This window comes from Pirellulaceae bacterium (assembly GCA_029243025.1).
GTDB lineage: Bacteria > Planctomycetota > Planctomycetia > Pirellulales > Pirellulaceae.
In genome coordinates, this window is sequence record JAQWSU010000004.1 from 76,949 (window position 1) to 95,668 (window position 18,720).

General features: G+C 52.3%; 1 protein-coding gene. It reads left to right on the forward strand.

Features of this window, described 5'->3' with window-relative positions; translation table 11 throughout:
* Positions 1–677: 677 nt before the first annotated feature.
* Positions 678–18,720, forward strand: an 18,043-nt coding sequence (locus P8N76_01700) for a hypothetical protein (protein ID MDG2380365.1), incomplete at its 3' end; no start/stop codon positions are given.

The following is an 18,720-nucleotide window of genomic DNA, read 5'->3' on the forward strand; positions in this document are numbered from 1 at the left end:
GTTACCGAGAATCGATCTCCCAAAGCTGCTTTTCGATGTTCCATCATTCGCCAGCATCATCCGCCAACTGTTTGAGCCAACAGAATGACACAAAGATTGTTAAGAAAAGTCAACACGAAGCTCGCGAACCCAACAGCGTCAGCCCCCAAAAGAAGTATCCCCTAACGCAATCGGGCCAAGTAGGGTGTTCCGATGATTGCACACTTTGCGATGTACACAACTTGCGCAGATCAAAACACCGACACGCCTCACAAGGAAACGTAAGTTGGCTCGCGACCGCACACTCTAATCCGATGAAGATCAAGTGTAATTTTGCCCCTCAATTAATCGAGAGACATTATCAAGGAAGCTCACAACCCTCTCGTTTCGGCTGTCACAACAAACCGCTTCTAGCAGCCGCTACTATTTGCTCCCCGACCCGTTGCCTAGCTGATTAACCATTGGTTAACGCCAGCATTAGCTACCACGTCAAATCCAATCGTTGACTGCAACGATTCCAGCTACATTGAATTCGCCCTGGACGATCCTAAATCATGTACAACCAAAAATGGAATTCGATTCGCCTAAGATCTTGGGCGGAATCAATCTGCAATTCACGTCACAGGAGGCGCACTGATCACCAACACTCACTCCGGCGTAATTTGAACACCGGTGCCGAACGGCTCGAATACCGGTTGATGTTAACGACGACTTGTCCCGATGATATCACGCAATACATACCGGGGGATTATGAGCCCGATAAGAAAAGAGATGTCAGCATTGACAAGGCACTCTGTTATACGGGCAACATCACCCTCCAAGGCAAGGATTCTCTGACTGTTAATGCGGACATCATGAGCTCAGAGGGTACGGTTACCCTGGAGCTTTCCCACAAGCTGCCTAACTTCGATATCAGTGCTTTGGACCAGATAGCAGACCTCTTCTCTGCTTTAGTTCACGAATCCAGCATTACGATTGGATCGGAGACGACGGATGGCACGGACTCGACCGCTGTGCGAATCTCAGGTCATACAGGTGTCACCATTACGGCAGATGCCGGGGTCAATGACAGTCAGGTCTGGGATTCAGTTTGGAGTTCTGGTCTTTCTAATTTGATTCGAGTGGGACTGGAAGTGACGGAAAAACCAGACGTTTTTTCGCTACCTGTTACGGTTCAAGTCTGGAAACCAAACGCGACGATCTTGCTGGAAAATGCGAACATCGTGGCCGATCATGGTGAAGTCACAATCAAATCTGAAGCGACCGCAATCGCGAAAGGCAAAGCAGTTTGGAATCGCGTGCTTAAAAATGATTTGGGCTATGACAAAAACGCCTTCGCTGCCGGCGAGTTTTACACCGACGCCCAGGCAACGGTCGATGTAAACAGCACGGTTATTTCGGGGAATTCGGTTGAGATTTCAACGTCGGTTGAAAACGAAATCGAACTCGAAGTCGCTGCATTGCAAAACACCGGCATCAGTACGACTAATCCGAAAGCGATCGCCATCGGGTTAGGCTTTACAGAATTAAATACGACCTCCAAGGTGACAGTCGATGAAGATTCACTGATCAGTAGTGACGGTGATATTACCATCGAATCCGAGGCGTCGGCCGGCAGTGAAAACGGAGTCAAGGCCGCGGCCTATCGCGACGGCTTGGTCGGTGTCGCCTTTGGCTATTCCCAGGCGGGCGCCGAGGTTTCAGTCGACGTCAAAGGCCAAGTCACATCAACATCCAATGAGTCAACAGAATCTGATACCGCACTCGCTTCTTTAGAATTTAATCCGGCATTTCAGGTAGACTTCGAAACCAATCGTGTCAGCTACTCAGGACCGAACGATTTTGAGACGGGCGACGCCGCACGTTTCACAAGCTCGAATCTTGGCACCATTCCCGGATTGATTCCTGGGAATGTGTATTACCTGATCGTTGACACCGAAAACAATCAGTTACAGTTCGCGCATACGGCTGAGGAGGCGGCGGCTGGAGAAGCCATCTCATTGGGAAACAAGTTTCCGACGTTGCGAAAAGGTCCGAGTGAAAATCACATTGACGTACCGGTCACCCTTACCGCTGTCGATTCCAATCAACAATCCCTGATCTTGTTTGGCTACGACAAGACGCTCGATGGGAAACCTTTGTTCGAGGATGGAGATACCGTCCAATATCAACCTGCCCTTGAGAAATCTTTGGGCTATTTGAATCCACAGGGTGAACTCGTTGAGCTGGATTCGAAAAAAGATTATCGAGTGCAAATCGTTGAATCCGAGGTCAGCGGATTTCCACTCGCAATCCAACTGCAGGAAATGGACTCCACGCCCATTGCTGTTACCGGCGCTGCCTATCTGGAGAACCCGGTTACCGGGATCAAGTATCCGATTAGTGCTTACGACATGGGGTCCGGTGAGGTTGATCTCGGAGTCGCATCGCTCGACGCCTCGGGTGAAACGATCACGAAAGTTCCACCGTCCACCCCAGTCAAGCAGGGCGATGCCTTAAAGTTTTACCCGGGGCTGAACGAACAGGTCACTTCATTTCAACGGGGCAACACCTATTGGGCGATCGTTGATGACGACAAATCCGATCTCATCCGCCTTGCGGACAGTCTGGATCAAGCAACGGCAGCTGACCCGGCAATCCAGGCAGCCATTCCTCAGCTGACGGCTAATCGGAGTGGTACGCAGGTGACATTCCCAATTGGTACCTTTGAGCCGGGTATTGGACTGGTCTTTTCGGAGGATCCCGATCTCCCAGACCGCACAGCGGTGGTCTACCGCGAGGTCAAGGATAAGCCAATGGCGGGACTAACGGATGGTCAGACGTACTACGCCTTCAACGTGAACAATACGAATGCTAACCCGGCGGTTCCCCAATATGTATTGACGTTAATGGAATCAGCAGAAGCATCACCGGGAATCATGATGGGCTCCGATGCCAGTCGTGGCACCTTTACGCTCACCGTGCAAGTTACCGAAGAGGAAACTGCGACCACGTCGGAGTTGGCTTGGAATGCTTCGTCACAAGAAGTGGCGACGGCAATCAATGAACTCGACGTCAGCGGGGTAACAGTCACTGGTGCTGGAAAGCTGTCCGATCCCTGGGAGATTTATGGTCTGGATCCTTCGCAGCTCAATGTGGATAGTCTTCAATTGCTCGATAGCATCGATCAACAGACGAACATGCAGATGACCAGTGCCAATCAAGTGGAATTTACTTACGGACAAAGCCTAAAAGATCCGGAAAGCGGCACTATCTTTGAGATCACCGGCGCTAATATTGACAACGGTCAGATCAAGTTAAAGCTGTCCGACCCAGCTCCGGTTACTCAAGTAGACAGCATGAATCTGACGGGTGGTGAAGCGACATTTTCGTCGCTGGACGCTGGTGCCCTTCAAATGTTCTCCTTTGCGACCGAGGGTAGCTTTTCACTGACGGTTACTGACCGCAATGGCAATGCCAGTTCAACGGGGGCCCTGGCTTACAACATCGCACCAGCTGATTTGGCTGACCGTTTAAATGACCTGTCTGGAGTTGATTCGGTCTCCGCAATCGGCCAGGGCAATTTATTGTCTCCATGGTTGATCTCGGGATTGGAGCAGGATTCAGTTTCCGTCGACAGCAGCCTACTGACCTGGGATGGTTCGCCGACCAGTATGGTTACTGACGTCTTAAACTCCCCCGTCGACAAAGTCTGGACCGATGCCGACGGAGGTGACTTCACATTGACGTTATCGACTGCCGGACAGAGCGTCACAACGGCTCCAATCGCCTTTGATGCATCGGCCGCTGACGTGAATATAGCTTTGCGAGCTTTGTCAGGCGTAACCTCCCAAGTTACCGGTTCCGGTCAAGCCGGGGATCCTTGGGTGCTCCATTCTCACTCTCAACCGATCCTGACGGGAGATCCGCTGACCTTTCAGGATTCCTGGAATCTCCCGGGCATGGGCCTGCTCAATGGCGAGACCTATTACGCGGTGAACCCGGAACAGACCCTGGATCCTCAAACGCTGGTTATCGGTTTAGCGGCAAGCGTTGCGGATGCCAATACCACGACGCCGACTCTCGTCGATATGCGACCCTATATTCCTCTCACATCCGGACCGCCTACCTTGATGACAGGGGGAACTGTCACCCTCACGGAAGAACCCGAGCCTACAGGAATCACAGTGACAGCCAGTTTGGAAAGCGAGAACAGCGCTAGTTCCACTTCCACGCTCGGCTCCTTTCCTCTGCTGGCCTATTTCGTCAATGCAGGGAAAGAAGGAAAAAATAATTACGTTGACAGGAAATCAAAAATTGAACGGGAGATCGAAGAGAAGATACCCGAAGACTTCAAGCAAATTAGCAATTCATTCGAACTGTCCGGGGCCATCGCCGTGCAGAACGTCGATAACACGGTCGAGGCAAAGATCCGTCCTACAGGGAAAATAGCCAGCTCCGGCAACGTCACGGTAAAAAGTTATATAAACGAAAACGTTAGCACCCTTGTTGACACAGGACTGTCCAAGTCGGCAGTCAACGAGAATGGGAATCAAGGCGCGGTTGCTATCGCGATTGGTGTCGCGGTTGTCGAAAATACAAGCACAGCCGTAGTGGAGTCTGACGCTTTTGTGACAGGAGGTGACGCAGTCGAGGTGAGTTCAGAGATCGAATACGAACCACCTTGGTCCAGTTGGACCAACTGGAGCGAAAATGATAAAGAAGATAATGCCAGCAACGTAATCGACGTGATCAAAAACCTTGCATTTGGCGACGTTGGTTTCCTTAGCTCGGCCTTCAACACAACAGCCAATGTCGGAGTTCCAGGAAATCAGGAAAAAATGGATTACGTGGTCACAGGCAGTTTTACTGTGGAAACGATCACAAACACCAACTTGGCTCAAATCGCCGATGGAGCGCAGATCAATCAAACGTTCGACTTCCAACAATGGGATGCTGGGAATTCAACCCGCAAATCAGCTCCGCCTTTTGTGTTGAGCAACGAAAACACCGTCACGGTTCATGCGGAAACGACGGTCGAGCAAATCGGTCTTGCCGGTCAGCTTTATATTGCTCTGCCCTTCTTGTTCGACGGAATCAAGAAAGACGACAAGTTAAATAGCGTCGCCCCCTTTCAAAGCGCTGCCAAGAATGCCTTTGGAGGTTCCGTCACGTTCTTTGTCATGAAGGAAGACACGCAGGCACTGATTGGCGGAGCGTATCCGGACAACAGCGATGGGAGCCAAAACCCGACCAACATCAAATATGGCAACGGCGGTCTGAACGTTACCGCAGAAAGTCAAAGTACCATTGTGCAAATCGGTCAAGCCACCGGTAACAGCTCCAGATGGGGAGTCGAGGGGAGCCTCGCTTACTTGCTGATAGGAGAACCGCTAGATTCGGATGCTGATCGTGGCAAGACGGTCGGCGCACAGATCATCACGGAAAATTCACCCGTCAATTTAGTTGCGGTCGACGGCACGACGGGGGCCGTAGATGTTTCCGCCGAGGATACGAGCGACTTGTGGGCCGTTAGCGGAGCCGTCCTCTTGGGAACCACGAAGGGAATCGGCATCAGCGGTTCGACGGTAGAATTCACTCGGGATGTTGTGGCCGCGGTGGGATCGAAAACTCAAGGTGGCACCGCGAAAACATCGTCGCTCAACTCACCTGGAGATTTCACCATTGACGCCGTTTCAGACGGAACGATTGTGCCCTTATCGATCGTCGGAGTCTTCCCTTCTACACGCAATGGGGCCGAATTATTTAAAAACCACGTGCCCAATGAAAACCAGGATGCTGCTGCGAACAACAATCAAGGGAAATGGGGCCTGGGACTCTCAGGTGATTTTGCCGGAGCCTTTGTCGACGATCAGACCTACGCGTACCTGAATGATCGAGGCTCCGCATTTGGCAGCAAGTCTGATGGCGACAATTTCAATACGCTGAAAATATCGAGTTCAAACAACACGAGTTTGAATCCGATTGCAGGCCAAGCTGTGATCGCAGTCTCCGAAGGACTCGCAGTCTCCGAAGCAGACAACAAATCGTTAGCTGGTATCGCCGGATCGGTGGCCATGGCGGTCGTCGATTCAGATGTCCAGGCTTTCCTCGGAAATACCACAATTCAATCCTTCGCACTCGAGCTTGAAGCTCGCAACGATAAGAAAATCGGCTCCTGCGCTGCAGGCCTGCAGGTCGCAAGGCCCACGGGTGCAGATCTGCAAATTGCCGGCTCGGTGGTGGTCAATGAGATCACGAATACCACCCAAGCATCTATCGCAAAATTGACGGCAACGGACAACATCGGCGAGATCAGCATTACGGCGTTGTCGACAGATGAGATTTGGGGCGCCGCCGGTACGATCGCAGTCACGTTCGATCGGCGTTCTCTCGGCGAACAGGAGAATCGACCGGAAGCGAAAACCGTCTTCGGTGTCGGCATGAGTGCCGTCTGGAACGAAATCGACAATACGACCACCGCCGAAGTGACCGACAGTCCAATCTCGCAAAGCGACGGACGGGTCACGGTCGCCGCCGAAGATTTTACGGAAAGCCGCGTATTGAGTGCCGGCGTGGATGTCGTGGTGCCGGCCGGAACGAGTGTCGAAATCGGAGGAATGTGGGCGACGAACTTCCTCCACCCCACCACGACCGCTCAGATAGAAAACAGTTCAATCGAAAGCGTCTCAAAAAACACCGAGCCGCTTTTGGTAACCGCCGTGCTGGCTCCCGTCCTCCAGTCCTTCGCCGGATATTTTTCGCTCGATATCGGCAAACCGTTGTCACGGGACAATGATCAGCTTGGCATTGGAGTCGGTGCCGCCGTGGTTGTTACCCGACTCGGTGATGAGGAGGGAGATTCGGAAACGCTGGCTCAAATCAACGATTCGCCCGTCGCGTGGTCGGGCAATGTCACAGTCCAAGCTCATACCGGTGAGTTAAATCCAGACACCGAAAAGTATGTGCCTGATCAGAGCCAAGCGGCAGATTTCAGCGAAGACAAAAATGTCCATAGCTTGGCGATTGCCGGCAGCGCGCAGGGGCAAGATTCCGCTAAGAGCAAGTTTGAACTGGGGCTCGTTGTGAATGGAGCCGTGATCGTCACCGATTCTCAAGTCGGAACAACAGCATTGCTCGAAAAATCAGTGATTAAGCCGGCGGACAGTGAGAGTAATTCGAAACCGACGGTTGCCGTCTTGGCGACGAATCAATTGACTTATCTCACGGATGCAGGCGGAGTTGCCATGTCTGGTTCGATCGCAGTTAAGGGCAAGTCGGTCCAAATCGCCGTCGGTGGCGCGGACAATTCATTCACCTCCACCAATTCAACTTCCGCAACGGTTGAACAGGCGGAAGAAGTTACTGCAGCGTCGCTTCAAGTAGCAGCCACACTTTCCCCTGACATCGAAAACTACGCATTCGGTGTTGCAGTATCTGTCGCGATATCACCGGCGGGGGACGGCGGGGGGCTTGGTTGCTCGGGCGCGTTCCTTCAGCTGAACCAGACGGATACAGCAGAAGCCGGTATTACGAAAAGTACCGTTACCGTAGATCAATTCATTTCGGTTAAAGCTGACGACACTTCAACAGTGCAAACCAGCACCGGTGCCGGAAGCTTACAAATCTCCTTATCGGGTGTTGGAGCCGTGGCGATCGCACCGAGCGCGGTAACGAACAAAGTCACCTTAAACAATCAGGTGTTGGCCTGGATCGGAAGCAAACCGCTCACAGATAAGTCGGCTCCACTTGTCGATCAAGCGGCCAGTGATTCGTCTAGCGTGACGGCTGGAGGTATGATTACGGTGCAAGCGGCGTGCAAGCGAGACGTCGATACCGTGGCAGTTGCTGCCGCAGTCAGTGTCGCACTTGCCCCGGAATATAATAGCTTCGCTCTATCCGGATCTGGAGCATCAAGTAGCGTCACGACAAATGGTATTGTCAAAGCGGCCGCCAATGGCATTCAAAGTCTGACGTTGTCTGGCACAGATAAATCGACGATCTCTGCAAAAGCCGAAGGTACGGTCAACGCCTCCGTTGGATCCGGCGCTGGCTCGATCGGCTGGGTTGGAGGGGCGATCGGCGTATCCTTGGCCGAGATTCATAACAACGATCAAATTGTGGCGGAAATTGAAAATAGCCAAATCACCACCGGACCGATAGGAAGTCCGGTCAGCGTGACTGCAGCCGACAAGGTTCAATACAACACCAAGTCAGTTGCTACTTCACTGTCGATCGCGATTGGCGGTGCCGCTGCTGGTGGAAACTCGAACATCACCAGCAAGCCGAAGGTGGTCGCCGATGTAGGACAAGGCACGACCATCACCCCCACGCCGGACGGCATACCTGGAGAATTGACCGTGAGCGCCGAAGGGGCTGAAACGATCAACGCACAAATGTATGGTGGTACGTTAGGCCTTGGCTCCGTCGGCGGGTTTCGGTCGGATGTCCACAAGGATGGGTTAATCCGTGCTGGCGTCGGACATGCCAAAAACGGACTTGAGCTGGAAAATCTATCCGTCACGGCGAACAGTCATCATAAAATCGATACCTCCGGCTATTCGATCACAGTCGGAGGCCTTGCAGGATCAGGTGAAACGCATCGATTCGAATACGAAGACAAGATCATCGCCTGCCTCGGTGCGGACTTTGATGTCAACTCGGAAGACGATTGCAGCGCCGGCGATTCGATGGTTCCTCTCCCAAAGATCAATGTCGCGGGAGACAGCATCGTTTCGGCCACCGCCAATACCACCGCGTCATCCAGTGATACGGGCGATCCAGGCACCGACCAGGAAGGCTATAACATTGGCGGGTTGGGGGTCGGAGTTTTCAAGACTTACTCGACCTACAGTCCCGTCCTGAAAACGGTTGTGACGGATCTTCACTTGATGGGTGAAGGCGGTTTGGATCTTGAGGCGGTCGTGTCAGGAGAGAGCAACTCGCGGGCGGTTTCCGGATCGGGCGGCCTTATTGCTGGCGATGCGACGCACGCCAATAACACCATTGCACCTGAGGCATCTGTCATTCTTGACGGAGCGCAGATCGACATGATGAAGAACGGCGCCGACGCCTCGTTGATTGCACAAACTAATGTCAATTACGACACCTATTCCAACGCGATTCAGGCCTCATTAGCCGGCGGTAGCGGAGCCAGAGTCTACAACACCTTTACACCAAACGCAGAGATCACGTTAAAGAGTCATAGTCGTCTTACGAATCAGGGCCCCATCAGCCTTTGGTCCGACAACACGATAAAGCGAAAGCCCGATACGGACGATGCCAAAGTCGACAAAAATAACGTGTTTGGTGCACTCAACAGTGTTCGTGGCGGCGCAGGTGGCGTCATCGAGGGAGCGGGAGCCTCCGCCGATACCACGTATAACGGCACCGCAACAATTCAATTGGGATCAGCCGCGGATGATACGGCAGAGATAACCAGCAATTCAACTGATTCTTCTGGAGTATCCATCCTCGCCACACAGCAGATCCGATCGGAAGAATTCGTCGCTCAGGAAGTGGGTGGCCTCGTACCCATTGGGAGAGTAAACAACACACTCACAATCGAACTCACCAATAAGGTGGAGGCGAACAATGCGAACGTGAACGCCACGGGTGACCTGGCGATTGCCACCGCTGTCGATGTGGAAACGGTTACTGAGAGCCTCGCCCAAAGCCAGGGTATCGGATCTGCTTATTCGAATGCGTCGGTGGATGTGACGACGACTGAGACGATCTCCATTTCAGGGGACAGCGGATCCACCATCATTGCCAATGATGTCACGATTGCCGCAGGTGGACATCAAGCGCCCATCAAAGTGGGTATCTCGCCACAAATCAGTTCCGCTTCACTTGCATTTTCGCATGGAATGGTGCATTCCCATGATGCGGACATGACAATCAGTCAGGACAATTCGATCGAGATTGCGAAGGGAACCCATGTTGCCGCAACTCTCGATAACGTACGAATCGACGCGACGCCCGAATCGACAAGTAACTCATACCACCAAAGCGCCGGTGCAATGAGCGTCGGAGTGTTTGACCGCGCAGACATGAAAGCCCAGCCGGTAACACCGACGAAAAACTTGAAGGTGATCATCGATGGGATGGTTACCGCGGCATCGCCTCAAATGAGTGTCGATCTAAGTGTCGATGACATAAAAAATACGGTGAATCTTGACGTCAACAATCAGCAATATTCGGTCCCGATCGCGGCCGATGAATTTTCCGACCAACTGATTGCGGATCAGGGGAATGATCCGAGTAACCCATTTGTATCATTTCTCGCCGCCGCCAATCAAAGCACGAACGTCGACCTATCGAAGAGCGATCTCGATCCTGCAACGATTAAACAGATTAAGAGTCGATCTTCGCTGCCGGAAGACTTCCCAGCATTTCGACTCCAAAACATGATTGTTCCTCAGGGAAGCATTTTGGTGATCAGTGATACCATCGAGGGAACTGGAAGCCTGAATGCGAATATTTCTGAACTGACGATCAATAATCCAACTGACTTCTGGCTGATTCTGGACGGCATCAATAGTCCTGGTAATCCGCAGGCCGGCGAGATTGTACTTCGGAAAACCTCTGGGGAGATGTTTGATGACGCTCCCGATAAGCTTGATCTGCAACCTGCCGAAAACCCCACACCGACGATCACTGTCTCCTTGACCTCAAGTGACGACAGTCCAAACACACATTCCCCGCCGGGATTGGTTATTTCAGGCGCTCTCAATGCACCCTCCAGCGATGTCACGCTCTCGAACCAAAATGGTCCGATCATCGAACTTGCTCCGATCAATGCCAGATCCGTGACAATCAGTTCTCCCAATTCAGCTTTCGTCGTGGACATTCCCAATGCCTATTGGGGCGCCGGAGGTGATTTTGGCCCAGCATTTGAACAGGCTGCCAAATTAAACCCATTGCATCCGCCGGCAGATGATAACGCAAGTACGACGACTGCATATCCGCAATATCCGCAATATCGGCTTGGCAACACACCTTTTCGACCGGGCTGGAAACAACAACAACAAGGCGAATACACCGCGTGGGATGCTAATCTCTTGGCAACCGCCGCTGCGGATAGCCTGTATGCCGGCTCCCAGCCGAATGATTTGAGCGATTTCGCCAAGTTTCTCACCGATCAAAACGCAGTTCTTTTTGGCAATTGTCGTTACATCGCAGCTGGTTGCGACAATTCTTCCCAAGGAGCGGCAAGCCATGTCGGTAGCGGGCGCGGCTTTCTAAAAAATGAAACTTCTTCAACTTACCAAGCAAGCGACGGCACCGACTATCCGCTTGTCGTGCCCAGCTTGCCCGTTGAGGCGATGGGCTGGACTGAATCGGTCAGTCAGCAATTGACGGGTAGCGTCACCGCAGCCCAGCTCTTCATCAATGCGGAAACAATCGATGTCAACGCGCCCATCAACATCGGCAAGCTGCACAACCTATCGATCATCTTTGATGAGGCATTAGGCACAAAACTTGCTCTCTATCGCATCGACTACCAGATCGGACTCGAGCCCAATCCACTGTATGAGATCCCAGGCATTGGCGCGCAGGCGTCCGACATCTCAGCGACTTATGATGCGCGTACCAATGATATCACGCTCTCTGCTGTCAATTCAGCCGCACACATGACCGCGTTTTTAGAAGGGCAGATTATTTCTACCCTCGAAGGATCGCTGATCAATATGATGGGAGGCTTGGGACTGGCAAGTATTCAGAACAACTCAGGCATCCCGCTAATCCTCAATGATATTGACTCGGGAACAGCCGCAGTCCGAGCAAACGTAGAATTCCGTGATCATCTCAGCGGTATTAACACGCGTTACGAATATCGAGTCAATGAGGGAGTTGCGGTTTACACGACAACTGCCGGAGACAATTATCCAGAGACTCCGGACGCCGTCCAGCAATTCGACTCGGTCCAATATCAGCCGGTGCCAGGTACTCTCCTGTCCAACGTAGAAGAACAGGATGTGTTTCGCACTTTTGGCGAGCTCTCTGTTTCTGAGGACGGGGAGGATGAAGCCTGGAGTCCTAACGGAAGTTGGAACTTTGGCGAAGTGCATACGGTCGGGTTCGACGACTTTCTCTTCGTCAATCCGGCTCAAGAGAAGTCAAGCTCGGAGTATCCGCTTAGCTTGACGACGACCACCAACCAGGCCAGTGCAGCTTGGCTAACAAAACCGCTTGATATTACGCGAGATTTCACCGTTTCCTTCCATTACGAGAGCCAACCTGGCAATACCAATGACATCGCGGATGGCATCACCTTTGCCTTCCAAACCCAACAACCTAGAAACGACCTCGTAGGAAAACCGGGTGGCAATCTCGGTTATGTTGGTCTCACCGATCCAACGGCGGCCTACCAGATTAATCTTTTCGAATCGAATACCCGCGGCACCAATTTCGTGACGAAGAATACAAATGAATCCTATCAGAACACCTCTCCAGTCGAATTATGCTCAACCGACCACAAACATCGGACCCTGCAGGTTCAGTTGTACTACAACGCAGAGGAACACAAGGTTTATGAGACGCTAACGCAAGGAAGCAATGGCGTTTACACGAATTCTTACGAAGCAAATCTGCAAGAGACATTTGATAACAAGACAGTCTACGTCGGATTTACTGGCGGTACAGGAACGCAGGACTCGAAACAATCCATCAAGAATTTCCTGCTGGCTTACGACCCGTCTCACAGCAGTCCGAACATTCAGAGTGGTACGCCTTGGCAAGTGGGTGACATTTCCACCGTGCAGGGTTTCAGCGACTTCACCGCGGTCGCAGCAACACCTTTCACGGCCGATGTAAGAGCGGACTCGATTCAGCTTACGGATGGGGAGGTGGATACGGCAACCGCCGCTTGGCTGGATCGGAAAATACCAACCGGTTTTGGATTTACGTTAGATTTCACCTATCAGGCCGACGGTACGAAAGCCGCAGATGGAGTCGCTCTCGTCTTTCAGAATCAGGGCAAAAAAGCCGTCGGCAACTCCGGTGGCAGTCTTGGCTATGAAGGCATCACCGGTGAGACGGCGGCTTACAAGATCAATATTTATGAGCAGAATCAGAGCGGGACGCTGTTTACCACGAGCAGTTCGCCAAATAACAATTATCTGTCAACGGACCCGGTGAAACTCGCCTCTGGCAACCCGATTCAAATCAACCTCATTTACGATCCAATCAGTCAAACCATCACGGAAACGCTCGTCGATACCATCAGCAAGACCTCTTACCAACGCAAGCATCAAAACGTCGACTTGTCGGACGTGGGCTCCACGACTTTTATAGGATTCACCGGTGGCAGCGGCGGCGAAACGGCCATCCAAACGGTCAGCGACTTTCATTTGACGTTCCTGCAAGGATTTGATGACTTTACCGGTGGCATCGGCAAACCGTTTACCTCGGCAGCGGGTAAAAGCGCACAGGTCACTGCGACGGTCAACACCAACCAAATTGAGCTAACCAATGGTGAAGCGGTGATTGCAACCGCTGCTTGGCTGAGCCAACCCATTCCAATCGACAAAGATTTCCGGGTTGGTTTCACCTATGAGGGCAGTGGCGAATCAGACGGTATCGCCCTCGTCTGGCAAAACCAGGGGCTTAAGGCTGTAGGAAACAACGGAAGCAGCCTGGGTTTTGTTGGCATCACTGGCAATACAGCTGCCTACCAGATGAATCTTTACAATTATGCGCAAGGCAGTAACCTGATCACCGGCACGAACTTTGTCACGACCAATACTTCCGGCGATTACCGTGCGACCGGCGACGTCAAATTGAATTCGGGAAATCCGATCAAGGTTCAACTCGCGTATGATGCCGATCAGAAAAAACTGACCGAAACTCTCGCCGACCCGACAGAAGGCACGTCCTATCAGCACATCTATGACGACGTCGATTTCTCCTCGAGCTTGGGTGCCTATGAAGCCGTGATGAACGGCAATTTTGAAACGAATGCTGATCGTTTCACGGTGTGGCCCGGGTATATCGGCGGAGAAAACCCCGACGAAATTGCCGGTTGGACAGGCAGCGGACTCTATGGAATCAATCCCATTGCCGACGGTAACGCCCCGTTTCGTGATAACGGTAACAACAAGACACACGTCGCTTTTCTGCAGGGAGAAAGTTCACTCGAACAAACGATCACCAATTTCGAAGTGGGCACGAATTACACCCTGGGGATCGATTTCAATTCCCGAGAATGGGGTGGAGCTTTTCCAATTGGCAAGGTGTATGTGAACGATGTTTGGATTGGAAATCTTACCGGTGGGTCGAATAACAACACTCAGGTAATCCCCGTCGGAGGAAATAATTCCTGGTATAACGTCGACCTGCCATTCCCGGCGAATTCCGACGTAAACACGATTCGTATCGAATCGATGCCAAGTGACGAGGGTGACACAACCCTACTCATTGACAACGTCACGTTGACCCTTTCCACAAAAGCAGACAGCGCTTACCTAGGATTTACTGGCAGCAGTGGATCGGGCACGGCAAATCAGAAGGTTAGTGATTTCAGCTTGGCCGTCGACACCGATCCACTCGGCGATCTTGATCCGATCAACGGATTCACGAGCTTTAACCAAGGTATTGGCAAGAATTCGGTCAAGGCCAAGGTCAAGCCAAACCAGATTCAGCTAACCGACGGCACTCCGTCGATTGCGACGGCCGCTTGGCTGCGATCTCCGGTCCCCACCACAGAAAGTTTCGAAGTCGGGTTCACATATACGGCTGGTGGTGATCAGGCCGCAGACGGAATTGCGTTGGTCTGGCAAACCCAGGGGCTCAATGCGGTCGGAGCTGAGGGAGGCTACTTGGGTTACGTCCACGAAACTAATGCTGATGACATCTTCGGCAACAAAGCCGCCTATCAAATCAATCTTTACGATTATGCGCAAGGCACTGAGCTGATCACCGGCACGAATTTTGTCGTCGGTGATTACTCGATGAAATACAAGTCGACTGACAAGGTTAACCTCGCTTCCGGAAATCCGATCAAGGTCACACTGGTCTACGACGCGGAAAAAAACACCTTAACAGAAACCCTCCTCGATACCATCACGAATGAAAAATCTGAGCGTCCCCATGACGTTGACCTAGCTTCCGCGTTAGGACAGGACCGTGCTTACCTCGGGTTTACTGGCGGCAGCGGAGCGTCGACGGCGATCCAGGTCGTTAGCGATTTTCATTTCGCACTGAAATCTCAGGCTCAATACGATTTCCATGAAGATCTATCGGCTTCCCTGATTGGAGCAGCGCCGACCGTTGGCGTGCCCTATTCCAGCGAGGACATTGATCCCCAGAATTATCCCTTCCCTGAGGCCTACAAGACCCAACTGACAACGAGGGTTCGGGCAGATCATCCGATCGGAATCGATTTCTCGCAGATTCGAACGGGGAATCTGCAGATTGGAACGGATAGCGACTTAACGCTCAATGGTCGCATCCGCCTTCCGGGGAACGTACAGATTTCAAGTGGTGGTTCGATCGCAGCAGGCTCCAGTGGATCGGTCTCCGGGCAGAATGTGACGCTAATTGCCAAAGGGAACGATGCGACGATTGGTGCGGAGAATGCCCCGCTAAAGCTATCCCTCACTGACGGATCCCTGACCGCTGTGGGTCTACAAGGAATTTATATTTCCTCACCGGGTGATTTGCCTGTCAACTTAGTTGTGAATGAACCGGTCGTTGCGGGATTCGCAGAGGGAGCCGAAAGTTGGTCGACCGTCAACAAGACGCAACCGTTAACAGGTTTGCAGGACTTTGTGATCCGGGGGAACGCTACCTTCGTCGACGGAGAGTCCCTAACGCTGTCCGACAACACGATGGCAAAGGCTTCGGCTGCCTGGTATCCCCATGAGATTTCTACGGCAAAGTTCAACGTTTCGTTTACCTATCAGGCAAGCGGCGACATGGAAGCGGATGGAGTCGCCTTCGTTCTTCAGAACCAAGGCACCCATGCACTAGGTGAAAACGGCAGCAGACTAGGTTACGTCGGGATTCCGGGCAACAAAGCTGCCTACCAAATGAACCTTTACAATTATGGACAAGGCTCTGAGCTGATCACCGGCACCAATTTCGTGACGACCGATACTTCGGCAAGCTACCATGCGACAGGCGAAGTCGATTTAGCCTCAGGCAATCCGATCGATGTGCAACTGTTTTTTGATTCCGAACATCAGACGGTCATCGCGTCGCTCAAGGATACAGCCACCGACAAATCCTACTCCCACACTTATACCGACATTGAATTACCCTCCTTGCTCGGTAAGACAGCCTGGTTCGGCTTCACGGGAGCCACCGGATCTGGCACCTCGATTCAAACGATCTCCAATTTCGAATACCAATCTGAACTGCCATTGCTGTTTGGCCCGGAGTTGACTCTAACCTCTTCATCAGGAATTTCTCAACAGGCGAGTGCTGCTTGGCTGACGGAGACCGTTAAGACAGACACGCCGCTTCGAATCGAGTTTGTTTACCAGGCGGATGTCGAACAAGCAGGCGGCATAGGTGCGCAAGGCGGAACGGCATTGGTTTGGCAAAACGAAGGCCCCAACGCGATTGGAAATACCAGTGAGGCGAAATACCTGGCTTATCACGGTATCGTTGGTAACTCCGCTGCCTATCAAATTAATCTCGACGACAACTGGACCGTCGGAACCCAGTTCGCCACGAACGGCAAATACGGCTCCTATCAGTCAACCGGCGATGTCGATCTTGCAAGCGGCCATCCGATCAAGATTTCGTTGACCTACGTTCCGTCCACGAGCCATCTCGTCGAATCGCTGCTGGATCTGAAAACCGGTCAGAGTTGGCAGACGAAGCATTCCGTCAACTTGGAACAGGTTCTCGATGCGAAAGAAACCTATTTCGGATTTACCGCTGCGAGCAGTGAGCGTGTAGGCCAAAAAGCAGTCGATCTACTTGTTATCAACGATGTGGAATCTCTGGGCGAGATCGTTTTGACTGCCAAGGGCAACATCATTGCTCAAACTGACGATTCGCTCATCCGCGCCGGTGTCTTGACGTTGAATTCGAACAGCGGTGCGATCGGTACGAAGGAAGTCCCGCTGCGGGTGCAATTGGATTCGCAAACACTAGAGAATGGCACCATCCAGGGAGGCATTCTTAATGCGACGGCGCAGCAAGACATTACCGTGTTGCAGCCGACAGACGACTTGCGAGTCGGCAAGATACAAACGCCAGGAACCGTCCAACTAACGACGATGGCAGGCCGTATATTAGATGGACTCTCTCTTGATTCCGCAGAGCTTAATCGATTCGAGTTAACCCCAGAGCAGCGGCAGGAAGTTCTCGGATTTTTGAGCAGTAAGCCAGAGAATCCGGTCAAGGATAACGTCTCTAGCTTCGAAGCAGCTGTCAATGCGAGATACTTGATGTATTGGAGATTGACTCCGCCTGTAACGATCGACCCATCTCCCACGTGGAATGCGTGGGATCCGGGTGATTGGGGCGAGATCGTCACGATCACCGATCCACAGGGTATCTCCCGACAGATCTATCAGTTAACTTCGACCGGAATTGAAGCACTTCGCCCCGTGTATGAAATGGCAAGTGAGGAACAAATCCCGGCGTCGGATTCTGAGGTTCAGCAATGGGCCGACCTGACCTGGCAACAGTGCATCACTCGATTTGCCGACCCACTGGCGTTCGGACCGAACTGGGACAGTCGTCCTCAGTTCCTCCAGTACGACGGAGAGTATCTGTACAAAGCTTCCGACGAAACGGTCGCCAGCATTGCGGCTGCGACCGTCAATCCGGACAATCTAATGACGTTTGTATCCGAAGATGCCCTCGCCTCCCCATCAGTGATTCCACTGTTACCCATCCAAACGAACATTCAGGCCGGAAATCTAGAATTAAACTCCACGGATTCAATCGGTCTCTACCAGGAGACCATTGAGATCAGCCTAGATGCCATCGCAAATCAGGAACTGACGGTCGAAGAAAAAGAGATCCTGCGTACTGCCAGTAGGCCAGGCGAAATCCTCATCGTGGGTTGGAACGAACTCGGCGAAAAGGTTTATTACGAGGACCAACAACCGCCAAATAATGTCATACCAACGGCGTTACAAATTGCCTTTCATCGACCGCTCGTAACCGAGATTGCTTCTACCGGCAGTCTCTCCGCCACAGCAGATCAAAACATTTTGATCACGCAGCACAAGGGTGATCTCCAACTCAAGGAAGTCTCCAGCCATAACCAAGCACTCGTCCGTATCGAATCGGATGGCAACCTTGTCTCGTCTACAGGTGAAAAACCCGTAATATCCGCTGGCGACTTGAATCTGATTTCCGGCGGATCATTGGGAACCGCTGACGTCGCGCTCGATGTAGACGCTTCCGGACAATTCGACGCGGTTACCGAAGCCGATCTCTGGATCGCATCGAATTCGTCGCTCTCGCTGGGCGAGGTAATCGCCGAAGGCAGCTTAAACTTGCAGGTCGAGGGCTCCGTAACGGACGCTTTGGCATCGGAACGGAATTCATTCTCAGGGTTCAACGGAGATGGTACCGGCTGGACCGCCGATGAAACAGAAGGTTCCGTCGTCGTATCCGACGACACATTGGTTTTAACCAACGATGCAAACGCAGGGGGCGGGGATACGACCACTGGAAGTAATAGTCCCTACTCAAGCATAGCCAGCTTAGTAAAAGACGATTCGGTCAAGCTCAACGGCGACTTCCATATCGGCTTCATCTTTCAATCAGCAAGCCCAAGTCTCCGTTTCG